This is a genomic window from Streptomyces sp. NPDC036764, from assembly GCF_055609385.1.
This window is the reverse complement of record NZ_JBVJPT010000001.1, coordinates 1265481-1288812: the sequence shown is the minus strand read 5'-3', so window position 1 is coordinate 1288812 and position 23332 is coordinate 1265481. Positions and strand designations below refer to the sequence as shown.

22 protein-coding genes and 1 tRNA gene are annotated in these 23332 nt (G+C 70.3%); 9 read left to right on the top strand and 14 right to left on the bottom strand.

The window, feature by feature from the left end; genetic code table 11:
- Positions 1 to 21 precede the first annotated feature (21 nt).
- From ACZ69Q_RS05590 to ACZ69Q_RS05570, 5 genes are all read right to left on the bottom strand, one after another.
- Positions 22 to 1179 carry an LLM class flavin-dependent oxidoreductase gene (locus tag ACZ69Q_RS05590; RefSeq protein ID WP_471036781.1) on the bottom strand — a complete coding sequence of 386 codons (1158 nt, stop codon included), beginning with the start codon at positions 1177 to 1179 and terminating at the stop codon, positions 22 to 24.
- Between the two features lie 26 nt (positions 1180 to 1205).
- Positions 1206 to 2402: an SfnB family sulfur acquisition oxidoreductase gene (locus ACZ69Q_RS05585; RefSeq protein WP_471036779.1), complete on the bottom strand. Its 1197-nt coding sequence runs from the start codon at positions 2400 to 2402 to the stop codon at positions 1206 to 1208.
- Positions 2399 to 2956, bottom strand: coding sequence for an NADPH-dependent FMN reductase (gene ssuE, locus ACZ69Q_RS05580; protein WP_471036775.1), 558 nt, complete (start codon positions 2954 to 2956; stop codon positions 2399 to 2401). Before ssuE ends, ACZ69Q_RS05585 begins: the two co-directional genes overlap by 4 nt.
- Before the next feature lie 106 nt (positions 2957 to 3062).
- The gene (gene sfnG, locus ACZ69Q_RS05575; RefSeq protein ID WP_471036772.1) at positions 3063 to 4190 is read right to left on the bottom strand and encodes a dimethylsulfone monooxygenase SfnG; all 1128 of its coding nucleotides are present in this window, start codon (positions 4188 to 4190) and stop codon (positions 3063 to 3065) included.
- Between the two features lie 188 nt (positions 4191 to 4378).
- Positions 4379 to 4459, bottom strand: a complete 81-nt coding sequence (locus tag ACZ69Q_RS05570) for a putative leader peptide (protein WP_351187348.1) — start codon at positions 4457 to 4459, stop codon at positions 4379 to 4381.
- A gap of 138 nt (positions 4460 to 4597) precedes the next feature.
- On the opposite strand from ACZ69Q_RS05570, the gene ACZ69Q_RS05565 reads away from it, so the two are divergent.
- Complete coding sequence (locus ACZ69Q_RS05565; RefSeq protein ID WP_471036768.1) at positions 4598 to 5506, top strand: LysR family transcriptional regulator; 909 nt, start codon at positions 4598 to 4600, stop codon at positions 5504 to 5506.
- A 9-nt stretch (positions 5507 to 5515) separates the two neighbouring features.
- Here ACZ69Q_RS05565 and ACZ69Q_RS05560 read toward each other — a convergent pair whose 3' ends face one another.
- The 5 genes from ACZ69Q_RS05560 to ACZ69Q_RS05540 form a co-directional block, all read right to left on the bottom strand.
- Positions 5516 to 6805, bottom strand: coding sequence for a sulfite oxidase (locus ACZ69Q_RS05560; protein ID WP_471036764.1), 1290 nt, complete (start codon positions 6803 to 6805; stop codon positions 5516 to 5518).
- A gap of 127 nt (positions 6806 to 6932) precedes the next feature.
- Positions 6933 to 7697 carry an amino acid ABC transporter ATP-binding protein gene (locus ACZ69Q_RS05555; RefSeq protein WP_471036759.1) on the bottom strand — a complete coding sequence of 255 codons (765 nt, stop codon included), beginning with the start codon at positions 7695 to 7697 and terminating at the stop codon, positions 6933 to 6935.
- Entirely contained in the window at positions 7694 to 8650 is a 957-nt protein-coding gene (locus tag ACZ69Q_RS05550) for an ABC transporter substrate-binding protein (protein ID WP_471036756.1), read from the bottom strand. Before ACZ69Q_RS05550 ends, ACZ69Q_RS05555 begins: the two co-directional genes overlap by 4 nt.
- A complete protein-coding gene (locus ACZ69Q_RS05545) occupies positions 8647 to 9162 on the bottom strand; it encodes a GNAT family N-acetyltransferase (protein ID WP_471036752.1) in 516 nt (171 codons plus the stop codon). The genes ACZ69Q_RS05550 and ACZ69Q_RS05545 overlap by 4 nt, the downstream gene beginning before the upstream one ends.
- Positions 9159 to 10295, bottom strand: coding sequence for an LLM class flavin-dependent oxidoreductase (locus ACZ69Q_RS05540; RefSeq protein WP_471036749.1), 1137 nt, complete (start codon positions 10293 to 10295; stop codon positions 9159 to 9161). The genes ACZ69Q_RS05545 and ACZ69Q_RS05540 overlap by 4 nt, the downstream gene beginning before the upstream one ends.
- Positions 10296 to 10896: 601 nt before the next feature.
- Between ACZ69Q_RS05540 and ACZ69Q_RS05535 the strand changes: the two genes are divergently transcribed.
- The 5 genes from ACZ69Q_RS05535 to ACZ69Q_RS05515 all read left to right on the top strand — a co-directional run bounded on the left by ACZ69Q_RS05535 (position 10897) and on the right by ACZ69Q_RS05515 (position 17058).
- A complete protein-coding gene (locus ACZ69Q_RS05535) occupies positions 10897 to 11910 on the top strand; it encodes an amino acid ABC transporter permease (protein ID WP_471036746.1) in 1014 nt (337 codons plus the stop codon).
- On the top strand, positions 11907 to 13868 hold the full coding sequence (locus ACZ69Q_RS05530; RefSeq protein WP_471036742.1) for an FAD/NAD(P)-binding protein: 1962 nt from the start codon (positions 11907 to 11909) through the stop codon (positions 13866 to 13868). The genes ACZ69Q_RS05535 and ACZ69Q_RS05530 overlap by 4 nt, the downstream gene beginning before the upstream one ends.
- Positions 13869 to 14221: 353 nt before the next feature.
- Positions 14222 to 15328: an aliphatic sulfonate ABC transporter substrate-binding protein gene (locus ACZ69Q_RS05525; protein ID WP_471036739.1), complete on the top strand. Its 1107-nt coding sequence runs from the start codon at positions 14222 to 14224 to the stop codon at positions 15326 to 15328.
- Positions 15329 to 15362: 34 nt separating this feature from the next.
- A complete protein-coding gene (locus tag ACZ69Q_RS05520) occupies positions 15363 to 16160 on the top strand; it encodes an ABC transporter ATP-binding protein (protein ID WP_471036736.1) in 798 nt (265 codons plus the stop codon).
- Positions 16147 to 17058 (top strand): ABC transporter permease, encoded by a 912-nt coding sequence (locus ACZ69Q_RS05515; protein ID WP_471036732.1) that lies wholly within the window; start codon positions 16147 to 16149, stop codon positions 17056 to 17058. Before ACZ69Q_RS05520 ends, ACZ69Q_RS05515 begins: the two co-directional genes overlap by 14 nt.
- A gap of 111 nt (positions 17059 to 17169) precedes the next feature.
- Here ACZ69Q_RS05515 and glpK read toward each other — a convergent pair whose 3' ends face one another.
- Complete coding sequence (glpK, locus tag ACZ69Q_RS05510; RefSeq protein WP_471036728.1) at positions 17170 to 18684, bottom strand: glycerol kinase GlpK; 1515 nt, start codon at positions 18682 to 18684, stop codon at positions 17170 to 17172.
- Positions 18685 to 18726: 42 nt separating this feature from the next.
- The gene (locus ACZ69Q_RS05505) at positions 18727 to 19494 is read right to left on the bottom strand and encodes an IclR family transcriptional regulator (RefSeq protein ID WP_471036723.1); all 768 of its coding nucleotides are present in this window, start codon (positions 19492 to 19494) and stop codon (positions 18727 to 18729) included.
- A 150-nt stretch (positions 19495 to 19644) separates the two neighbouring features.
- Here ACZ69Q_RS05505 and ACZ69Q_RS05500 point away from each other — a divergent pair, with 150 nt between their 5' ends.
- Both ACZ69Q_RS05500 and ACZ69Q_RS05495 read left to right on the top strand, forming a co-directional pair.
- A complete protein-coding gene (locus tag ACZ69Q_RS05500) occupies positions 19645 to 20070 on the top strand; it encodes an ATP-binding protein (RefSeq protein ID WP_471036721.1) in 426 nt (141 codons plus the stop codon).
- Between the two features lie 266 nt (positions 20071 to 20336).
- Entirely contained in the window at positions 20337 to 21578 is a 1242-nt protein-coding gene (locus ACZ69Q_RS05495) for a PP2C family protein-serine/threonine phosphatase (protein ID WP_471036719.1), read from the top strand.
- Between the two features lie 111 nt (positions 21579 to 21689).
- On the opposite strand, the gene ACZ69Q_RS05490 is transcribed toward ACZ69Q_RS05495, so the two are convergent.
- Positions 21690 to 21763 (bottom strand) — tRNA-Pro (locus ACZ69Q_RS05490).
- 175 nt (positions 21764 to 21938) lie between these two features.
- Here ACZ69Q_RS05490 and ACZ69Q_RS05485 point away from each other — a divergent pair.
- Positions 21939 to 22880, top strand: a complete 942-nt coding sequence (locus ACZ69Q_RS05485; RefSeq protein WP_471036715.1) for an alpha/beta hydrolase — start codon at positions 21939 to 21941, stop codon at positions 22878 to 22880.
- On the opposite strand, the gene ACZ69Q_RS05480 is transcribed toward ACZ69Q_RS05485, so the two are convergent.
- Complete coding sequence (locus ACZ69Q_RS05480; RefSeq protein ID WP_471036711.1) at positions 22873 to 23172, bottom strand: hypothetical protein; 300 nt, start codon at positions 23170 to 23172, stop codon at positions 22873 to 22875. The two genes, ACZ69Q_RS05485 and ACZ69Q_RS05480, sit on opposite strands and share 8 nt — an antisense overlap.
- Between the last annotated feature and the right edge of the window lie 160 nt (positions 23173 to 23332).

Genomic DNA, 23332 nt, shown 5'->3' with positions numbered 1-23332 from the left:
GCCGCCCTCGTCCGGTGCGGGTCATCGCGCGGTCCCGGCACCGGCGAACGGGACCTGGGCCGAGGGGGTCACCCGCCGGTCGAAGGGGTGCCGCCACAGACCCTGCGCCTCAAGCCTCGGCAGGACGCCCTCGCCGAACCAGTACGCCTCCTCCAGGTGCGGGTACCCGGAGAGCACGAACTCGTCGATGCCCAGCCGGTGGTACTCCGCGATCCGCTCGGCGACCTCGTCGTGGCTGCCGACCAGCGCCGTGCCCGCGCCGCCCCGCACCAGCCCGATGCCCGCCCAGAGGTTCGGGTGGATCTCCAGTCCGTCGGAGCTGCCGCCGTGCAGCGCGAGCATGCGCTGCTGCCCCTCGGACTCGCTGCGGGCCAGCCCGGCCTGTACGGCTCGCACGGTCTCGGTGTCGAAGCCGTCCAGCAGCCGCCGGGCCTCCGCCCACGCCTGCTCACCGGTGTCCCGGGTGATGACGTGCAGCCGGATGCCGAAACGGACGCTGCGGCCCTCCTTCTCGGCCAGCGCCCGGATCCAGGCGATCTTCTCGGCGACGGCGGCCGGCGGCTCGCCCCAGGTGAGGTAGACGTCGGCATGCCGGGCGGCGATCTCCCCGGCGATCGGCGAGGACCCGCCGAAGTAGACCTCGGGGACCGGGTCGGGCACCCGGGCCAGCCTCGCGTCCTCGACCTGGAGGTGCTCGCCGACCAGATCGACGGTCTTGCCCTCCCACAGCCCCCGCACGATCTGGAGGAATTCGCCGGTACGGCGGTAACGGTCGTCCTTGTCGAGGAAGTCACCGTAGGCCCGCTGCTCGTGGCTCTCCCCGCCCGTCACCACGTTCAGCAGCAGCCGTCCGCCGCTCTGCCGCTGGAAGGTGGACGCCATCTGCGCGGCGAGGGTCGGTGAGACGAAGCCGGGCCGGAAGGCGACCAGGAACTTCAGCCGCTCGGTGTTCTGGCTGACCATCGCGGTGGTCAGCCAGGCGTCCTCGCACCAGGCGCCCGTGGGGGTGAGCGCGCCCACGAATCCCAGGTCCTCGGCGGCACGGGCGATCTGGCTCAGGTAGGCCACCGTCGGCGGCCGGTCCCGCCCGGACACGGTGGCCGGGGTGCCGTGGCCGCCGCCGACGACATCGCGGCTGTCGCCGTTGGTGGGCAGGAACCAGTGGAAGGTGAGTGCCATGGGGGGTCTCCGATCGAGGTCGTGCGTCACAGCAGCCCGTGCCGGGGCGGCCGGGTGCCGTTGAGCACGTAGCGGCCGATGTGCTGGACCTTCCAGCGGGCCGGGTCGTGCAGGGTGTGGGTGCGCGCGTCGCGCCAATGGCGATGCAGGCCCAGGGAGTCGAGCGCCGACCGGGTGCCGGCGACCTCGAAGAGGGCACTGCCGACCTCCACGGCCGTCTCGGCCGCCGTCGCCTTGGCGGCGGCCACGGCGATCGAGGCCTCGGCGGCCGAGTCGTCGGTCAGGTCGGCGTGGGCGGCGTCGACGGACCGCGCCGCGGCGGCGAGCAGGGCGTCGGCGGCCCGTACCCGGATCGCCAGTTCACCGAACCGCTGGATCAGCAGGGGGTCCTCGGCGGCGGTCGCGTGTCCTTCGCCGACGCTCTCGAACCAGGGACGGCTCCTGGTGCGGACGAACTCCACGGCCTCGGCGAGCGCGCCGGAAGCGATCCCGGCGTCGATCGCGGCGTGCAGCAACTGTGCGACCGCGCCGTGCAGTTGGGGTCCGTGGAAGGTGAGGTGGTGCGGCACGACCCGGTCGGCGGGCACGGGCACCGAATCCAGGCGGACGGTTCCGCTGGCGGTGGTGCGCTGGCCCATGCCGTCCCAGTCGTCCACGACCGTCACGCCGGGCGCGTCTCTCGGCACGTACGCCACGTGCAGGTTGTCGTCGTCGGCGCGGGCGAGGACGGGGATCCAGTCCGCGAACAGGGCGCCGGTGGAGTAGTGCTTGACGCCGTCGAGGACGTACGACCCGTCGGGGCGGCGCCCGAGCCGTGTACGGATGTCCTGCACGTGGCTGGTGCCCGCCTCTGACTGGGCGTTGCCGAACCGCTTGCCGGCCAGCACCTCGCCGAAGAAGAACGCCTGCTGTTCCCGCGTCCCCTGCCGGCGCAGCACGTTGACGTACACGAAGTGGCTCTGCGGGATCTGGGCGAGGCTGGCGTCGGCCGAGGCCAGCAGCCGGAACACCTCGGCCAGTGTCTCCGCGCGGACGTCCGCGCCGCCGAACTGCGCGGGAACCGTCACCCCGAGCAGCCCGGAGGCGGACAGCCGCGCCATCTCCGGGTACGGGAGCCGGCGTTGCGCATCCCGCTCGGCTGCCTCCTTGCGGAACCCGTCGGCCAGTTCGGCGGCGACCGCGAGGGCCTCGGCGTCGTCGGCGATCACGGTCGCGGCGCTCATCCGGTGGCCGCCAGCAGGGTCGGACGGCCACCGAGCGCGAGCGAGAACTGGTCGGTGACCTGGGCCAGGGCCTCGGCGGGGCCCGACGCGACGGCCAGGCTGCCGTCGTCGCCGACGCTGATGTCCTTGTCGAGGGTGAACCAGCCCGGGGTGATGTGGGCGGGACCCATGGAGTTCAGCACCGGGCGCAGGGCGTAGTCGATGGCCAGGACGTGGGCGGTGGTGCCGCCGGTGGCCAGCGGCAGGACGGTCTTGCCCGCCAGCGCGTACTGCGGGAGCAGGTCGAGCAGTGACTTCAGCAGGCCGGAGTAGGCGGCCTTGTAGACGGGGGTGCCGATCACGATGCCGTCGGCGCGCTCGAACAGGGCGGTGGCCTCGACGATCGCCGGGTGCCGGAAGTCGGCGTGCAGCAGGGCCTCGGCCGGGAGGGTACGGACGTCGAGCGGGATCACGTCGTGTCCCTGGGCGAGGAGCCGGCCGTCCAGGTGGCGCAGCAGCCGCGCGGTGCGGGAGGTGGCGGAGGGGCTGCCGGAGACGGAGAGGATGGTGGCCATGGGAGGACCTTTCAGAAGTACCGGGTGGGCTGCGGCAGTTCGCCGGTGAAGGGTTGCGGCCGGTCTCGCGGCGCTTGCAGGCCGCCGCTCCGCGGGCCTCGGGTGGTCAGGCGCGGGCGCCGGCGGGCGCGAACTCGGCTTCCTGGGCCTCCAGTTCGCGGACGAGGGGCAGCACCCGCTTGCCGAAGTACTCGACCTCCTCCAGGTAGTGCAGGAATCCGAGGAGAAAGAGGTCGACGCCGAGGCGCTTGTAGGCGACGATCCGCTCGGCGATCTGCTCGGGCGTGCCGATCAGGCCCGTGCGGAAGCCGTCGTTGTACTGGACGAGGTCCTCGAAGCTGGAGTCCTGCCACATGCCCTTGCCGTCGGCGGTGGACGGGCCGGCCTGCTGGACGGCGTCGCGGAATCCGTGGACGGCCTCGGTGTTGGCCTTGGCGACGATCTCGCGGAGCGTGTCGCGGGCCTCGGCCTCGGTGTCGCGGGCGATGAGGAAGGCGTTGAGGCCGAACTTCGGTGCGGTGCGGCCCACTTGGGCGGCGGAGGCGCGGACGTCGGCGATCTGCTCGCTGACGCCGTCGAAGTCCTTGCCGTTGCTGAAGTACCAGTCGGAGACACGGCCGGCCATGGCGCGGGCGGCGGTGGAGTTGCCGCCCTGGAAGATCTCCGGGTGCGGTCGCTCGGGGGTGTTGAGCGGCTTGGGCTTGAGGGAGAAGTCACGCAACCGGTAGAAGTCACCGGCGAGTTCGGTGTGGTCCTCGGTCCAGATCTGCCGCAGGGCGCGGATGAACTCCTCCGAGCGCCGGTAGCGCTCGTCGTGCTCCAGCCAGGGCTCACCGAGCGCCGTGAACTCGCCCTTGAACCAGCCGCTGACGACGTTGACCGCGAATCGGCCGTTCGACAGGTGGTCGGCGGTGGCGCCGAGTTTGGCGAGGACGCCGGGGTGCCACAGGCCCGGGTGGACGGCGGCGATGACCTTGAGCCGCTGGGTGGCGAGGAGCAGGGCGAGGCTGAAGCTGGTCGACTCGTGCTGGAACTCGGCACCGTAGCTGGCCATGTAGCGGACCTGGCTGAGGGCGTAGTCGAAGCCGTTGTTCTCGGCGAGGACGGCCAGTTCGCGGTTGTAGTCGTAGCCCCAGTCGGTGCGCTGCTCGATGGTGCTGGTGACCAGGCCGCCGCTGACGTTCGGCACCCAGTAGGCGAAGCGGACGGGGTCGGATCCGGGCGGTACGGGCATGGGGAACTCCTGCAGGACTGCGCACGCGCGAATGGGCGCGTGCGTGACAGGGAAAGGTGTTCAGTGATCGGGATTCGGACGTGCGGGGACGACGTTCCCGGGAAAGCCGAAATCACCGTGGAATACGGCCGGCAGTGGAATTCGCGAAGGGGGTACGGCGCGAGTGCGAGGGTTTCCCTCGGGTGCGCTCAGATCCGACAGCGACAGCAGGAACTGGAGACACGCGCGAGGTCGACGTGGCGTCGCCGCGTGAGGTCCTGTCGCTTCATGTCATCGATCAAAGCAGCGGTGACTCGGGACGGTCAAGAATGCCCGGTGCTGATTCCACATTCTGAGAGCAGGTATTCACGAGGTTGTGACAGGGATTCCCTTGAACGCGGTGAGCGGCGGACGGCAGGGTCCTTGTCGTGCGTATCGAACAGCTCGAATACATCGCCGCAGTCACGCGTTCGGGGTCGCTGCGGCGCGCCGCCGAGGAACTGCATCTTTCCCAGCCGGCGCTGAGCGAGACCGTGCGCAATCTGGAACGCGAGCTCGGCGTGGACCTGCTGGAACGCAAGCGGTCCGGGGCGAAGATCAGCGACGAGGGACGGGAGCTGCTCCCGCACATCATGAGCGTGCTGGACGCGGTCGACCGGCTGCGGAGCGCGGCCGGCGACCAGCACCGCATCAGCCGTATGGTCCGGCTCGGCACGGTCAACACGGCCACCGTCCCGCTGGTGATCCCGACGGTGCGGGAGTTCCGGGGCTCGCACCCGCTCACCCAGGTCGAGCTGGTCGGCGCCCAGCAGTCGGAGATCCATCGTGGGCTGCTGGAGGGCGCGTTCGATCTGGGGCTGGTGAACTACCTCGGGGGCGACGACCTGCCGCCCGGCTTCGAGACCACCGAACTGCTGCGTGGCCGGCCGGTGGTGTGCGTACGGCCGGACAGCGCGCTGGCCGCCCTGGAAACGGTGGATGCGGACAGTCTCCTGACCGAGCCGCTGGTGGTGATGCGGTCCGGCTATGTCATGCACCGCTTCCTGCACCGGCTGCTCGACGGCCGTACGCCGTCCTTCTCCTACTCCACCGACGGCGCCGAGATGGGCAAGCTGATGGTCGCCGAGGGACTGGGGGCGACCGTGCTGCCCGACTTCAGTGTGATCGGCGACCCGTTGGAGCGGCGCGGCGCGATCACCGTCCGGCCGCTCGCGGGCGACGCCACCGAGGTGCTGCTGGTCCTGCAACGCCGCCATTCCGGTTCGGTGCCCCGGGCCGTCCGCGATCTGCACGAGCTGTTCGTACGCAACGCCCGTGCGTACGACGGCTCTTCGTGAGGCGCCCGGTCAGGTGACGGTCACCGGATGCCGGACCACCGCGTCGAACAGGTAGCCCTGTGTGTTGGGCACGGAGACGTCCGGCTGGCGGCGGCCGGCCGTGTCGGTGGCGCGGGCCAGCAGGTGGGTGGTGCCGGGTGTCTCGGGCTTCCAGGGGATGGACCAGCGGGTCCAGGTGTCGGCGCGGGGCCGGTCGTGCAGTCGGGCCCTGCGCCAGCTCGCGCCGCCGTCGGTGCTGACGTCGACCCGTGCGACGGCGCCCGCGCCGGACCAGGACCGGCCGTGCAGCACCTGGCCCTGTCCCGCCGGGAACGTGGCGCCGCTCGCCAGCTCGAAGGCGCTCTTGAGCGTCTGCCGGGTCAGCGGGGCGCTGCCCCCCTCGGGGTAGGAGGGGCCGTACAGCCGGTAGAAGGTGGTGTTCCACGGTGAGAACAGCGGCTGCGCGGACACCTCGATGTCGCCGACCCACTTGATCGACGAGATCCCCACCCACGAGGGCACGAGCACCCGCACCGGATACCCGTGGTCGGGCGGCAGCGGCTCGCCGTTCATCTCGTACGCGAGGAGGACGTCGTCCATCGCCTTGGCCAGCGGCAGCGGACGGCGCACCCGGCCGAGGCTCTCACCGCCGCTGACGTACTCGGCGTCCAGGCCACGCGGTTGCACGTCCACGGCGTACGGGGACAGCCCCGCCCTGCGCAGTACGTCGGCCAGACGCACCCCGCGCCAGCGGGCGACGCCGACCGCGCCCAGCGTCCAGGCGGTGCCGGTGACCGTCTCGCCCTGCTGGGTCGTGTAGTGGCTACGGCCGTTCCCGGCGCACTCGACGAACGCGGTCCGGGTGACGGCGGGCAGGGCGCGCAGATCGTCGTACCCGAACTCGACCGGCTTGTCCTCGCCGGGCGTGCCCCGCAGCCCGCTGCCCCACAGCCGCAGCCGCCAGTCGTGGGCGTCCAGGACGGGGGTGGTGGTGTGGTTGCGGACGAAGAACAGCTCGTTGGGCGTGTGGTGGCCCGTCCCGCGCAGGGCCTCCCAGCGGGTCTCGGCGTTGGTGCCGCGCTGGATGAACCACTCGGGCGGCAGCGGTTTGACGATCGGGGTGCCGGCCGCGCGGGCCGGACCCGGCGCGGGGAGCACGGTCGCGGCGGCCGTGGCGGCGAGCAGGGTGAGCAGCGTGCGGCGGCTGACCCCGTCCGCTCTGGCTTCCCCGGCGAGCCACTGGCGCAGTCTGCGGCGGTCGTGGGCGGTCTCGTCGAGTCGGGCCGGGGGACGGGGTGAAGGCGCTGCGGATGCGGTCATGACGGGTCCTCGTCGTCGGAGTTGGGGACGGGCACGGGCCAAGAGGTCAACAGTGCGAGCCGGGTTGTGGTCACAACGGCGTTAGAGCGTACGGCTGTTGCCGGAACTCCACTGCCGACCCGTTCGGTCAAAGGACCTTGGACAGGAAGGCGCGGGTCCGCTCCTGGCGCGGGTTGTCCAGGACGGCAGCCGGTGGCCCCTGTTCCACGACGATGCCGCCGTCCATGAACACCACCGCGTCGGCGACCTCGCGGGCGAAGCCGATCTCATGGGTCACGACGATCATGGTGGTGCCCGTGCCGGCCAGGTCCTTGATGACGTCGAGGACTTCACCGACCAGTTCCGGGTCCAGTGCCGAGGTGGGTTCGTCGAAGAGCAGCACCTTCGGTTCGAGAGCGAGCGCGCGGGCGATGGCCACACGCTGCTGCTGGCCGCCGGAGAGCTGGCGCGGAAAGGCGTCGGCCTTGTCCGCGAGGCCGACCCGGTCGAGGAGCCGGCGAGCCGTCTGATCCGCCTGCTTCCGGGGGCGACGCAGTGCGGAGACGGGGGCCTCGACGAGGTTGTCCAGCACGGTCAGATGGGGAAACAGGTTGAAGTTCTGGAAGACGAAGCCGATGTTCGTGCGCTGCTTCGCCACCTCCTTCTCCTTCAGCTCGTGCAGCTTGTTCCCCGAGCGTCGGTAGCCGATGAGTTCGCCGTCGACGCTGATCCAGCCGCGGTCCACCTTCTCCAGGTGGTTGATGGTGCGCAGCAGTGTGGACTTCCCGGAGCCGGACGGGCCGAGGATCACCGTCACCTCACCCGCGCGGACCGTCAGGTCGACGCCGCGCAGGACGTCCAGCGGGCCGAAGCTCTTGTGGACGCCGTGGACGTCGACCATGACGGCACTCATGTGTGCTCGGGCGGGTTGATCCGCGAGGCGTCGATCGCGGAGGCGGACGTGCCCCACTTCTTGAGGATGCGGCTGTAGGTGCCGTCCTTGATCAGCTCGTCGACGGCCGCCCGGAACGCCTTGGTGAGCGGGGAGCCCTTCTTGAAGGCGAAGCCGACGTCGAGGCGGTGGAACTCGCCGAGGAAGGCGGTCTGCGACGCGGGCTGCGAAGCCTGATAGCGCAGGCCGTTGATGGTCGACATGATCACGTCGATGCGGCCCTGCTGGAGCGCGGTGAGCGTGGCCGCGTTCTCCGAGTAGACCTTCACGTCGTACGGCTTCTTGCCTGCCTTCGCGCACACTCCCTTCTGCGCGCTGAGGGTCGCCTCGAAGGTGGTGCCGGCGCCGGTGCCGATGGTCAGCCCGCACAGTTGCGTGAGGTCGGTGACCTTCGTCTTCAGCTCGGTGTTGCCCTTCTTCACCGCGAAGCCCTGGCCGTCGTTGATGTAGGTGACGAAGTCGATGGTCTTCAAGCGATCGCTCGTGACCCCGAAGTTGCCGGTTCCGAAGTCGTACTTGCCGCTGCCGAGGGCGGGCAGGATCGTCTCGAAGGAGGCGTCCTGGCGCTCCAGCTTGACGCCGAGCACCTTGGCGACGGCGTCGGCGAGGTCGATGTCCTGACCGGCGGGTGCCTTGTCGGTGCCGTTCGGGTAGTACGCCCCGGGCGGGAACCCGATCGAACTGCCGACCTTGAGCGTGCCCGCCTCCCGCACGTCGGCGGGCAGCAGCGCCGCGGCGGAGTCCACCTTGCGCACGGCGGCGACCGGGTCGTCGGTCGGCGCGGGAGAGGCCTGGGCGCCCACCGCCGCCGCGCCGCTCGTGTCGCCGGAGCCGCAGGCGGTCAGCGCGAGCAGGGGCAGCAGCGCGAGGGCGGCGGCGCCGCGCAGGCGGCCGCTGATCGTGCGGATGTTCACAGGGTGGAGGCCTTTCCCGTGTGTTCCGGTTCTGCGAGGTGCTTCTCGAAGGGCAGCGGCCCGATGGTCTCCGGGTCGGCCTCGGTGTCGAACAGGGCGGTGTAGCCGGCGGCCAGGTAGAGGCCGCGGGCCTCGGGCTGGCGCGGGCCGGTCGTCAGATAGACGCGCCGGTAGCCACGGGCGCCCGCCTCGCGCTCCAACTCGGCGACGACACGTCGGGCGAGGCCGCGCCGGCGGTGCGCGGAGTGGGTCCAGATCCGCTTGAGTTCGGCGGTGGTCCCGTCGTACCGGCGGAAGGCGCCGCCGGCGACCGGCTGCCCGTCCTCGATGAGGAGGAGCAGGACACCGCCGTGCGGTGCGGTGAACTCCTCGTCGGGATAGCGGGCGAGTTCGGCGTGGGCGTCGCCGCCGTAGCGTCTGGAGTACTCGTCGCCGAGTTCGCGCAGCAGTGGCTCGACCCTGGCGTCGGAGACGGGCACCTCGACGACCGTCAACTCCGGTGCGGAGGTCATCCGTTCACCGCCGCCAGGCCCTGCGTACCGCGCGCGGCCCGCTCGGCGTCGCGCTTGGCGACCTCCTCGCGGACGATCGGGATCACATGGCGGCCGAAGTCGATGGCGTCGCCCAGCAGGTCGTAGCCGCGCGCGGAGAGGATGTCGACACCGAGGTCGTAGTAGTCGAGGAGGGCCTGCGCCACCGTCTCGGGGGTGCCGACCAGGGCGTTGGAGTTGCCCGCCCCGCCGGTCGCGGCGGCGGTCGGGGTCCACAGGGCGCGGTCGTAGCGCTCGCCGGCCTCGGCGATGGCGAGCAGCCGCTGCGAACCGGTGTTCTGCGGCTGGGCGTGCCCGTTGTGGCGCTTGGTGATCGCCTCGCCCTTCTCCTTGCGGGCCTTGATCGCGCCGACCGTGCGGTGGGCCTTCTCCCAGGCCAGCTCCTCGGTGGGGGCGATGATCGGGCGGAAGGCAACCTGGATGCGGGGCACGTCGGTGCGGCCCGCGGCCTTCGCGGCGGCCTTCACGTGCTCGATCTGCTCGGCGGTCTTCGCGAGCGGCTCGCCCCACAGGCAGTAGATGTCGGCCTCGGCTCCTCCGGCGGCGTACGCGGCGGGCGACGAGCCGCCGAACGAGACGCCGGGGCGGGGCTGCTGGACGGGGAAGACGTCGCTGACGAAGTCGTGGAAGCGGTAGTGCTCGCCCTCGTGGTCGAAGGGCTCGTGCGTGGTCCAGATCTTCTTGACGATGCGGATGTACTCGAGGGTGCGGGCGTAGCGCTCGTCCTTGGTGAGGGTGTCGCCCTCGCGGCCCTGCTCGTGGTCGTTGCCGCCGGTGATGAAGTGCACGGTCAGCCGGCCGTCGCTGATCCGGTCCAGGGTGGCGAAGGTCTTGGCGGCGAAGGTCGGGTAGGAGACGTTGGGGCGGTGGGCGAGCAGGATCTGTAGGCGGTCCAGATTGCTCGCGATGTACGCGGCGGCCGGTGCGGGGTCCGGCGAGCCGGAGCCGTAGGCGAACAGCACCCGGTCCCAGCCGTGGTCCTCGTGTGCCCGGGCGAGCCGGAGTGTGTAGTCCTTGTCGAAGGCGGCGCCGGAGCGCGGCGTGGTTTCGGAGCCGTCGTTGGTGGCGGCGATGCCGAGGAACTCCACGGGCATGGAGGTGACCTTTCGGGGTGTGCGGTGCGCGGCCGGGCATGACCGAACTGCCCTGCGCACAGGCATGAATGACGAACCGTCAGGTAATGGGCCGACAGCTTCAGCAAGGGGCGTGACGACGCCGGGCGTCGGTGAAGCGGGAAAGTTGTGCTGCGGCAGCGCGCGAAGAGAGCTCGGCCCGCGACGGGGTCACCGAGGGAGGGAAGGGCCGGTCAGACGGCCCGCTGCCGAGTCAGGCGCAACACGCCGCGGACCACACCCGACAGAAGTCGATGTGACCGCGCGAGACCAAGCGCCGCTGGGCATTCATGCGATTAATTGAGCAGTACATCGTGCTTCCCGTCAAGCAGGGCCCGGATGCCGGACCACCTCGTCCGGCGCCCCTCACCGGTTGTTGACACATCCGCGCTGTGGGCACATACGATCGATGACGGACAGGCTGCGCCCTACGCGGCAGCCCTTCCGGCCGCGTTGAGGGACGCGGCTACGTGACGACGCCGAACCCGACCGCACCGTACCCGCGCCGCTCCTGCGCCGCGCGCCCACGAGTGCCATCGGGTGGTCATCCACGTCTGCCACCCCTCCCCCGGAGAGCCTCCCCATGGTCACGCCGTCCGATGTCACGTCCGTCCCCGTCCCAGCCCCGAAGTCCGTTCGGCCACCCGGCCCACCCGACGAGGACCTGCCGCGTATCGTGCCGCGCCGGCACGCCGGCCGATGGCTGACCGCCGCCGTCGCGCTGCTCGTCTTCGCGATGGTGCTCAATTCCGTGATCCGCAACGACGCCTTCCAATGGGACGTGGTGGGCCGGTACTTCACCACGTCCGCCGTGCTCGACGGACTGCTGCTCTCCCTGTGGCTGACCGCATTGGTGATGGTGCTCGGCTTTGTGCTCGGCACCCTGCTCGCGGTCATGCGGCTGTCCGCCAACCCCGTGCTGCGCACCTTGAGTTGGGGATACGTGTGGGTCTTCCGGTCCACCCCTTTGCTGGTCCAACTGCTGTTCTGGTTCAACATCGGTGCGCTGTACCCGACGCTCGGCCTCGGCATCCCGTTCGGCCCGCAGTTCCTCACCATCAAGACGGTCAACCTGCTCGGGCCGACCCTCACCGCCGTCATCGGCCTGACCCTCCACGAGACCGCCTACGCCGCCGAGGTCGTGCGCGGCGGCATCCTCTCCGTGGACTCCGGGCAGACCGAGGCGGCCCAGGCGCTCGGGCTGAGCAGACGCCGCACCCTGCGCCGGATCGTCGTGCCCCAGGCGATGCGCTCGATCGTGCCGACGGCCGGGAACATGCTGATCGGCACCCTGAAGGGCACCAGCATCGTCAGCGTGCTGGCCGTGCACGACCTGCTGTATTCGGTGCAGCTCATCTACAACCAGACCTACCAGATCATCCCGCTGCTGATGGTCGCCACCCTGTGGTACATCGCGGTCACCACGGTGCTCAGCGCCGGCCAGTTCTACGTCGAGCGGTACTACGCACGCGGCGACTCCCGCACCCTGCCGCCCACCCCGCTCCAGCGGCTGCGCGGACACCTCACCGCCGTAACGCTCCGGCTGAGCGCCGCGACGGCCGCCGACGCCCGCCCGGTGACCGGCGGTGACCGATGAGCGGCAGCCCCTCCACCGCCGTCCTGGTCGTCGTCGGCGCGGGTCCGCGGGCCACGGGCCTGTTGGAGCGGATCGCGGCCAACGCCCCCGAACTTTGGGACGGGACAAGAGAGTTGCGTATCCACCTGGTCGATCCGCACCCGCCCGGCCCGGGACGTGTCTGGCGCCGGGAGCAGTCCGCGCTGCTGCGGATGAACTCCATGGCCGAGGACGTCACCATGTTCACGGACGAGTCGTCCACCATCGAGGGCCCGGTGCGTCCTGGGCCCTCCCTCGCCGAGTGGGCCGCCCAGTTCTCCGGCGAGGGCCCGCGCCGCGCCCCCTTCGCCGAGCCCGCCGACCCGGACGTGCTCGCCGAGCTGCGTTCGCTGGCCGGGAGCGACTTCCCCACCCGCCGCGCCCAGAGCGCCTATCTGGACTGGGTGTTCCGCCGGGCGCTGGCCGAGCTGCCGCCCACCGTCACGGTCGAGTGGCACCGCACCACCGCGACCTCGGTCACCGGCCCCCCGGACGGCCCGCAGCAGGTGCACCTGGCCGACCGCGCCGCCCCGCTCACCGCCGACTTGGTGGTCCTGGCGCAGGGCCACCTCGGCTCCACGCCCGCCGCCGAGTACCGTGCGCACGCCGACTTCGCCCGCCGGCACCGCCGCTTCCACCTCCCGCCGGAGTTCTCCGCCGACGCCGACCTGTCCGCCCTGCGGCCTGGCGAGGACGTCATCCTGCGCGGCTTCGGGCTCGCGTTCATCGACCTGATGTCCCTGCTCACCGAGGGCCGCGGCGGCACGTTCCGCACCGAGGCCGACGGCACCCTCACCTACCTCCCGTCCGGCCGCGAACCCGTGCTGCACGTCGGATCGCGGCGGGGAGTGCCGTACCACTCCAAGACGCGCTACCAGCTCCAGGGCCCGCGGCCGCCGTTGCCGCGCCACTTCGGGCCCGCCCAGGTCGACGCGCTGCTCGCCGAGGAGCGCCCGCTGGACCTGCGGCGCGACGTGTGGCCACTGATGGCCAAGGAGATCGGCTTCGGCCACTATCACGAGCTCTTCCACGCCCATCCCGAGCGCACCACTCTGCCCTGGCCGGAGTTCGTCAGCGCCTACGACCGTCTGGACTGGTACGGCGAGGAGATGGCCGCCCTGGTCGCCACGGCCGTACCCGACTCGGCGGACCGCCTGGACTTCGAGACCCTGGACCACCCCTTGGACGGCCTGGCCTTCCCCACGCCCGACGCCTTCCAGGACCATCTGCGCGACCACATCGCCCGGGACGTGAGCCGTCGCGAGGACCCGGAGTTCAGTGCCGATCTCGGGGCGTTCCTCGCCCTGCTCTCCGTATACGGACAGCTACCCGGCCTGGTCGCCTCGGGACGGCTGACCGCGCGCTCCGTCGCCGGGCACCTGGACGGCTGGTGGCACGGGTTCTTCAGTTTCCTCGCCTCGGGCCCGCCCGGCTTCCGGCTGCGCCAGCTCCTGGCCCTGTCCCGGGCCGGGATCGTCCACTTCCTGGGCGCGGGTGTCCGTATCGGCACCGACGAGGGCACCGGCACCTTCACCGCGACCGGTGCCACCGTCCCCGGTCACACCGTCCACGCCACGGCCCTCATCGAGGCGTATCTGCCCACACCCTCGCTCGACCGCACCGAGGACCCGCTCCTGCGCGAGCTGCACCGAGTGGGCGCCCTGACCGAGGAGGTCATCGCCGACCCCACCCACACCCACCGTTCCGGTCTGCTCGCCGTCTCCCCCACGGACGGCCACGTCGTGGACCCGTCCCTCGGCGGTGACCACCCTCGCCGCATCGCCCTCGGCGCGCCGACCAACACCCGAGCCGTCGCCGCTTTCGCCAGACCTCGTACCAATGCGCCCGCTTTTCGACAGAATGACGCGGTTGCCCGCACCTTGCTACAGGCCCTGAGCTCGCGCTTCTCAATTGGCGAGATGACCGCGTCCACTATGTGAACAACCCCTTGGGGCGGACGCAACCTTCTGCCACGATCCCCATCAACCAGGTAGGAAAACTAGGAATCTGTGGGGTGGGGTGGGCATGAGAACGCGCAACCACACAGTCCTGTTGCTGCCCCTTCTGACCTGCCGTCGCCACATCGACTTCGGGCGCACGTCCAGCGCCATCTGTCGCCGCGTCTGAGGCTCTCCGCGGAACCCCCCCACGCATCCCCCACACCGCTGCGCTCCCTGCCGTCCCCCCGGGATGGCGGGTGAGTGGTGTGCCGGTGCACGCCGACGGGCGCAACGCCTGTGGCAGCAGCCCTTGAATCACCTTTCCTGACCGCCTTCCCCGAGAGGACACCTCCGTGTCTGCCGCAAGACCGCTCACCACCCTGCGCACCTTCGCCGTCATAGCGGCGCTCCCCCTGCTGCTGACCGCCTGCGGCTACGGCGCCGAGTCCACCGACGACGGCAAGCAGGCCGAGGTCGCGGCGGACGCCAAGAAGCTCTCCGCCGACGAGGTGAAGATCGGCTACTTCCCCAACCTCACGCACGCCACCGCCCTGGTGGGCGTCCAGGAGGGCCTGCTCCAGAAGGAGCTCGGCGGCACCAAGATCAAGCCGTCGACCTTCAACGCCGGCCCGTCGGAGATCGAGGCGCTGAACTCCGGCTCGATCGACATCGGCTGGATCGGCCCCTCCCCCGCCATCAACGGCTACAGCAAGGCGGCCGGCAAGAACCTGCGGATCATCTCCGGTTCGGCCTCCGGCGGCGTGAAGCTCGTCGTGAACCCGGAGAAGATCAAGTCCCTCAAGGACGTCAAGGGCAAGAAGATCGCCACGCCTCAGCTCGGCAACACCCAGGACGTGGCGCTGCTCAACTGGATCTCCGAGCAGGGCTGGAAGGTCGACGCCGAGAGCGGCAAGGGCGACGTCTCCGTCGTCCGCACCGACAACAAGATCACGCCGGACGCCTACAAGTCCGGTTCGATCGACGGCGCGTGGGTGCCCGAGCCGACCGCGTCCAAGCTGGTCGCCGAGGGCGGCAAGGTGCTCCTCGACGAGGCCGACCTGTGGCCGGACAAGAAGTTCGTGATCACGAACATCATCGTGTCGCAGAGCTTCCTCAAGGATCACCCGGACGTCGTCGAGGCCGTGCTGCGGGGTTCGGTGAAGACCAACAAGTGGATCAACGCCAACCCGGACAAGGCCAAGGCCTCCGCGAACAAGGCCCTGGAGGAGCTCTCCGGCAAGGCGCTGCCCGCCGACGTCATCGACCCGGCCTGGAAGTCGATCACCTTCCTCGACGATCCGCTGGCCGCGACCCTCGGCACCGAGGCGGAGCACGCGGTCAAGGCCGGTCTGCTGGAGAAGCCCGACCTGAAGGGCATCTACGACCTCGCGCCGCTCAACAAGGTCCTCAAGGCCGAGGGCGCGAACGAGGTCGACGACGCCGGTCTCGGCGCCAAGTAAACACCGTTCCGAGAGTTCCCAGGAGGTGACGACCATGGCCACGACGACGGCCACGACCGCCAAGGTCGCCGAGGACGCCACGGCGGTGCCCTACGCCGCCCGGATCGAGCACGTCTCGAAGTCCTTCGCCGGGCCGGCCGGGCAGCAACTCGTCCTCGACGACATCACCCTCGATGTCGCGCCGGGTGAGTTCGTCACCCTCCTGGGGGCCTCGGGCTGCGGCAAGTCCACTCTGCTCAACCTGGTCGCGGGGCTCGACCTGCCGTCCGCCGGCTCGATCGGCACGGACGGCCGGCCGGCTCTGATGTTCCAGGAGCACGCCCTGTTCCCGTGGCTGACCGCGGGCAAGAACATCGAACTCGCCCTGAAACTCAGCGGGGTCGCCAAGGCCGAGCGGCGCGAGCGGGCCGAGGAACTGCTCGAACTGGTCCGGCTGAAGGGCTCGTACGGCAAGCGGGTGCACGAGCTGTCGGGCGGCATGCGCCAGCGGGTCGCGCTGGCGCGGGCGCTCGCCCAGGACAGCAAGCTCCTGCTGATGGACGAGCCGTTCGCGGCACTGGACGCGATCACGCGGGACGTGCTGCACGACGAACTCACCCGTATCTGGCGGGAGACGGACGTGTCGGTGCTGTTCGTGACGCACAACGTGCGCGAGGCGGTACGGCTGGCGCAGCGCGTCGTCCTGCTGTCCTCGCGCCCGGGCCGTATCGCCCGGGAATGGACGGTCGGCATTCCGCAGCCGCGTCGCATCGAGGACGCGGCGGTGGCCGAACTGTCCGCCGAGATCACCGAAGAACTGCGTGGGGAGATCCGCCGCCATGGCCGGCACTGACAACGGCGTCGACATCAAGGTCGACGCCAAGAAGAACGGCGCCGAGGACCTGGCCGGGCTGGAGGCCGGGCTCGACGCCCTGGACTCGGTACAGGTCCGCCGTACCCCGCTGCGCGAGACCCTGACCCGCAAGGTGCTGCCGCCCGTCACCGCGGTCGCGCTGGTGCTGGTGGTCTGGCAGTTGCTCGTGTGGGCGGAGGTCGTCCCCGCGTACAAGCTGCCCTCACCTGCCGACGTGTGGGGCGAGGTGCGCGAGGCCTGGCTTCAGGGCACGCTGCTCGACTACATCTGGACGTCCGTCTCACGCGGCCTGCTCGGCTTCCTGCTGGCGCTGGCCATCGGTACGCCGCTCGGCCTGCTGGTCGCGCGCGTGAGGTTCGTGCGCGCGGCGATCGGGCCGATCCTGTCCGGCCTCCAGTCGCTGCCGTCGGTGGCCTGGGTGCCGCCGGCCGTGCTGTGGCTGGGTCTGAACAACTCGATGATGTACGCCGTGATCCTGCTCGGCGCGGTCCCGTCCATCGCCAACGGCCTCGTCGCGGGCATCGATCAGATCCCACCGCTGTTCCTGCGTGCCGGTCGCACCCTGGGCGCGACCGGTCTGCGCGAGGCCCGGCATGTGGTGATGCCGGCGGCGCTGCCCGGCTATCTGGCGGGCCTGAAGCAGGGCTGGGCCTTCTCCTGGCGCTCGCTGATGGCGGCGGAGATCATCGCGTCCTCGCCCGACCTCGGTGTCGGCCTCGGCCAGTTGCTGGAGAACGGCCGCAACAACAGCAGCATGTCCCAGGTCTTCCTGGCCATCTTCCTGATCCTGCTCGTCGGTATCGCCATCGACCTGCTGATCTTCAGCCCGCTGGAGCGGCGGGTGCTGCGCAGCCGCGGTCTGCTGGTCACCCGCTGAGTCACCCGGCCACGACCGGCCTGGGGGCTGGGCACCCAACGGGTCTGCGGTCGGCGGCAGACCCGCTGGGCCGGATCTCAGGGAGGACGGGATGCGAACCGGGCCTGTGCGTCACGGCCGCTTCGGTGGCTGAATCCACCCCAGTGACCGCTCGACGGCCCGCTTCCAGCACTCGTACTCCCAGTCCCGCCGTTCTGCGTCCATGTCCGGCAGCCACTGGGCTGCCCGGTGCCAGTTGCGGCGCAGGACCTGCAGGTCCGGCCAGTAACCGGCCGCCAGACCGGCCGCGTAGGCAGCTCCGAGGGACACCGTCTCGGCGACGAGGGGCCGTACGACGGGAACGTCGAGCACGTCGGCCAGGATCTGCATCAGCAGATGGTCGGACGTCATGCCGCCGTCGACCTTGAGCTGCTTCAGGGCGAGCGCGGAGTCGGCGTTCATGGCGTCGACGACCTCCCGGGTCTGCCAGCCGGTGGCCTCCAGGACGGCGCGGGCCAGGTGGCCCTTGGTGATGTACGACGTGAGGCCGACGATCACACCGCGGGCGTCGCTGCGCCAGTGCGGTGCGAACAGACCGGAGAACGCGGGGACGATGTAGCAGCCGCCGTTGTCCTCGACGGTGCGGGCCAGCGTCTCGATCTCGGGAGCGCTGTGGATCAGGCCGAGCCGGTCGCGGAACCACTGCACCAGTGAGCCGGTGACGGCGATCGGGCCTTCCAGCGCGTAGATGGTGGGCTGGTCCCCGATCTTGTACGCGACGGTCGTCAGCAGCCCGTGTTCGGAACGGACGAGGTCGGTGCCGGTGTTCATCACGAGGAAGCTGCCCGTGCCGTAGGTGCACTTCGCCTCGCCGGGCGAGAAGCAGGTCTGCCCGAACAGGGCCGCCTGCTGATCGCCGAGGGCGGCCGTGATCCGTACGCCCGGGAGCAGGGCGCTCGCCTCGCCGTAGTTCTCCGCGGAGGACCGGATCTCCGGCAGCATCGCGTGTGGCACGCCGAAGAAGGCCATGAGCTCCGAGTCCCAGGTCAGGGTGCGGATGTCCATGAGCATGGTGCGGCTGGCGTTGGTGGCGTCGGTGATGTGCAGGCCGCCGTCGGCGCCGCCGGTGAGGTTCCAGATCAGCCAGCTCTCGATGGTGCCGAACAGCACCTCTCCGTCGCGGGCGCGCCGCTCCAGCCCGTCGACATTGTCGAACAGCCAGCGGATCCGGGGCGCGGAGAAGTACGTCGACGGGGGCAGGCGGCAGCGGTCGAGGAAGAAGTCGTCGCCCGGGTCGCTCCTGAGCTCGTCGACGAGCGAGGCGGTGCGGGTGTCCTGCCAGACGATCGCCCGGACCAGCGGGATGCCGGTCCGCGGGTCCCAGAGCACGGTCGTCTCGCGCTGGTTGGCGATCCCGATGGCCGAGATCTGGCTCGCGTCGATCCCGGCGTTCGACAGTGCCTCGGGGACGATTCGCTGGAGGTTGCGCCAGATCTCGACGGCGTCGTGCTCGACCCAGCCCGGCCGGGGGAAGAACTGCTGGTGCTCCCGCTGCGCGACCGACACCAGTCGCCCGCCGTGGTCGAACAGGATGCAGCGGGTGGACGTGGTGCCCTGGTCGATGGACATCACATACCGTTCAACCATGATCGGCCCTGCCTTCCGATGTGTCGGCCAGGTGCTGGGGGCCTACCAGCGAGCCGCGCCCAGGTCTCTGGAGATCGCGCGTGCCGCCTCCCGCAGCACGGTGATCAGGGCCGGCAGCGGCCGGCCTTTGGTGTCGCAGATCCGCTCCACGGCGCCGGACACGCCGATCGCGCCCACCACGAGGCCGCCCTGTCCCCGGATCGGCGCGGCGATTCCGGCTTCACCCATGCTCATCTCCTGTACTTCGGCGCCCCAGCCCAGGTCCCGTATCTCGGCGAGCGCCCGGTTCAGCTCCGGGGGGTGGACCAGGGTGTGCCGGGTGTACGCCTCCGGTTCGTCCTCCAGCAGCGGTTCCACCGGGGTCGCTCCGTAGGCCAGCAGGACCTTGCCGAGCGAGGATGCGTGCAGGGGCAGCAGCGCGCCGACGTCCAGGGTCTGGAGGGTGTCGTCCGGCCGGAAGACATGGTGGATGACGAGCACCCTGCCCTCCAGGGGTGTGCCCAGCCGGACGGCCTCCCCACTGCGGGCGGCCAGGGCGTCGGCCCAGTTGATGGAGCGCGAACGCAGTTCGTTGACGTCGAGGTAGCTGGTGCCGAGGTGCAGCAGAGCCGCCCCGAGCTGGTATTTTCCGGTCGCCGGGTCCTGCTCGACGAAGTCCACATGTTGCAGGGTGCGCAGGATTCCATGGGCGGTGCCCTTGGCGAGCCCCAGCGACGAGGCCACTTCCCCGAGACCCAGTCGGCGGGATCCGCCGGCGAGCAGTCGCAGGATCGCCGCCGCCCGCTCGATGGACTGGACTGGGCCGGCCATGAGGCGATGGTAGTCCGAGTTTTCCCTGTTCGGGGCTGTCGTTCGGTAATGCCGACCTATGTTCGTTGACCGGTGGGTTCGCTTTGTTTAGCGTTCCATGATGCCTACGCCCGACCCAGTGGCCGGCAGGGACTGCCCCGAGGAGGACAGATGACAACAGCGCAGCTCGATGCCGCGCCCCGTGGGGAGGTCGAGGTCTTCTCCCTGCCGCACGTGCCGGGGGCCGTCGCCGGCATACGTCGACGCGTCCGTGCGGTCCTGTCCGACTGGAACCTGACGGCGGAGTGCGCCGCCGACGTACTGCTTGTGGTCTCGGAGCTCCTCACCAACGCGATCGTCCACGCCATACCCCCGGCCACACTGCGGCTCTCGCGGACCCTGACGGACGGCTGCGGGTCGGTCCGCGTCGAGGTCACCGACCACGGCCCCGCGACACCGGCCGGCCATCCGACCTCCGCCATCGACCCGGACGAACACGGCCGCGGCCTCGACATCGTCAACGCGCTGGCGTCCCACTGCGGCATCCACATCCACTCCGGCGGAACCAGCCGCTGGGCAGAGCTGCCGTCCGCCTGAAACCAAGGGTGATCCTCGGCCTCGCGGTCACCGAACTTCCCGCTCGGAAGCGGCAGTCGAAGCGCCCGGATTCCCCAGGCTTCCGACGACACACCAGAGTTGAGAAAATGGCATCCAGCAACACTTGGCGACTTGGTTCCGTTTCTTACTGAGCCCTGGGTCCGGTGCTTCGTTGGACCGGCAGTGGCCCGTCGGGCGCATCTGGCGGACACCTCGTAGATTGGAGATGAAACGGTCGCGCTCGTAAAGATCGGCAGGTCACGCGCGTGACGACAGCGGAGATCGATTTCGCGGAGCTGTTCGACGCCGCGCCGAACTCGTACCTGGTGCTGGACGCCGATCTGGTGGTCCGCTACGCCAACCGGGCCTACCTTCAGGTCACCGGCAGGACCCGCGAGGAGCTGGTCGGGCAGCCCATCCTGGAGGCGTTCCCGGACACTCCTGCCGCGCCGGACGCGGCGCGTGACTTCGGCGCCTCACTCCAGCGCGTGCTCGACTCCCGCGAGCCCGATGTCGTGGCACCGAAGCGATTCGACATTCCCGTCGCCGGCCGCCCAGGTGAACTTGAGGAGCGATGGTGGTGCGGGATGTCCAGCCCGGTCCTGGGGCCGGACGGCACGGTGAAGTGGATCATCGCGCGGGCCGACGACGTCACCGAGTTCATGCGTTCCCCTGTCATCCATGAGCTCGCCCAGCCGCTGAGCAACCAGGCGACAGGGATTGCGGCTCAGGTGTATGGCCGGTCGCGCCATCTGGAACAGCTCAATGAGCAGCTTCGTCAGGCGCATGCCCGCGAACGCGAAGTTGCCGTCACTCTGCAGGAGGTCATGCTCCGCTCGCCAGACCTGGTCAGGCACGACCGGGACATCGCCGTGCGCTACCTGCCGGCCAGTGGATCGCTCAACGTGTGCGGCGACTGGTACGACGTGGTCGACCTGCCGCCCGACCGCTACGCCATCGCCGTCGGGGACGTCGTCGGCCACGGCCTTGAGGCTGCCGCCGTCATGGGCATGCTGCGCAGCGCCCTGAGCGCAGCCATTCGGGCCGTTCCTAGCCCCGCACAGGCGCTGGAGGTCTTGGGCCTGTATGCCAGGGCGGTCGACGGCGCCCTGGCCACCACCGTGGTCAAGGTACTCATCGACCCGCGCAGCCGGCTGATCATCTACAGCAACGCAGGTCACCCGCCGCCGATACTGCTCCATCCAGACGGCAGTTGGCATCTGCTGGACCAGGCAACCGACCCGCCGCTAGGTGCTCGACCAGATCATGTCCCCCGTCCTCAGGCCGGACTGCCCTACACCCCGGGGGACACTCTCGTGCTCTACACCGACGGGCTCATCGAGCGCCGCGGCGAAGACATCGATACGGGCCTGGCCCGGCTGACCGATGCCCTGGCCCAGCACGGCACCCTCCCAGTGGAAGGACTCGCCGACGGACTGCTGGCCCACCTTTGCGTCACCGGCGGCAGCCGACGGGACGACATCGCCCTCGTCGTCGTTCGACTGTGACCCGTTTCCAAGGGTGAGAAATTGTGAGACGAGAGCTCAGAAACGATCAAGGGCCCTGTCTCACATGATGTGAGACAGGGCCCTTGCCTGCGACTACGGAGCGGACTCCAGTCGGGACGACAGGATTTGAACCTGCGACCCCTTGACCCCCAGTCAAGTGCGCTACCAAGCTGCGCCACGTCCCGGTGCCCGTCACGCGGCGTACCGCGTGATCACGCAGGTCAACACTACCTCATGTACGCGCCCGCCCCGACGTGGCTCAGGCCTTGACCCATAATTGTCGGCGCCTATAATTGCCTAACTCAACAGAGTCTCACAGTGGACTGGGCGGCCCCGCGGGCCGCGACCGATCGGAGCCGTATGTCTGTGTTGGCCCGGCCCTCGGTGGCCGCTCTGGTCGCCAAGGTGATGCAGCGTGTGACCGTGATGGCGGAGCGCCGTGCCGCCGGCCGGAAGGCCGTCTCGCCCTGGCATGCGCGGTTTCCCGAATATCCGCGCAAGGTACGCGAGTTGACGATTCCCACGTCGATCGCGCCCGCCCGCGCCACCGTGTATCTGCCCCCGAACGACGAACCCGCTCCGCCGGTGCACGTCAACTTCCACGGCGGTGGCTATGTCATGACGCTCACCGAGATCGACGACCCGCTGTGCCGTCTGCTCGCGGTCGAGGCCGGGGCGGTCGTGATCAACGTGGACTATGCCGTTGCCCCGCAGCATCCGTTCCCGGGCCCGCCGCGGCAGGCGTACGAGGTGGTCCGGTGGGTCGCCGAGCACGGTGCCGAGGAGGGCTGGGACGGCGAGCGGCTCACCGTGGGCGGGCAGAGCGCCGGGGGCGGGCTCGCGGCGGCCGTGGCGCGGCAGGCACTCGAAGAGGGCGGACCCTCGATCGCCCTTCAGGTGCTGCACTATCCCCCGCTCGACCTGGCGACGAACGCCCGCGACAAGCGCGCCGCCGCCGCCAAGCCGATGCTGCGGCCCTGGATGGCCGACGTCTTCGACACGTCGTACATCCCGGACGTCCGGCAGCGCACCGACCGGCTCGCCTCCCCGGCACATCCCTCGGACACCGCCGACCTGAAGGGCATCGCTCCGGCGCTGCTGATCACGGCCGAGTACGACCTGCTGCGGGCCGAGGGCGAGCGTTACGCCGAGCGGCTGCGCCGGGCCGGGGCGCTGGTCGAGCACCACGACGTGGCCGGCTTCGATCACGGGTACGACGGGAAGAACGACGCCGCGGCACGAGAGGTCTACGCGCTCATCGCCCGGCATCTGCGGGAGTCCGCGGGCGGTCGGCTCACCTGAGGGCACGGTCCGACCCCGCGGTCGGCGCCGGCGTGTCCCATCCGTCCGGGGCCGCCACCCCTGCGTTCACCCCGACCGGCGGGGCGTCCGCCTCCATGTCGTCCATCGGCGGCATGGCCGGCTGTGCGGCCGGGCCGGACGGCGTCGCGCCTCTGGCGCCTCGGGTCGGGCTCCCGGACACCCCCGCCGCGAATCCCGCCGTCAACAGGGCCACGGTCGCGACCACCCACCAGGGCAGGCCGGCCTTGGCCATGTATCCGACGACGGCCACCACTGCGAGAAGTGCCACCACGTCCCCCGTCCCCCTTCAAGTTCAACTCACTTACCCCCGACGTCCCGAGAGCCGCCACGCGTCACAGCGGGCATATGACGCAACAATACGCGAGACCGTCGTATAACCCAGTTCGGACCATCTGTACATATGACGGGCCAGTTGATATGACGGACGCCGC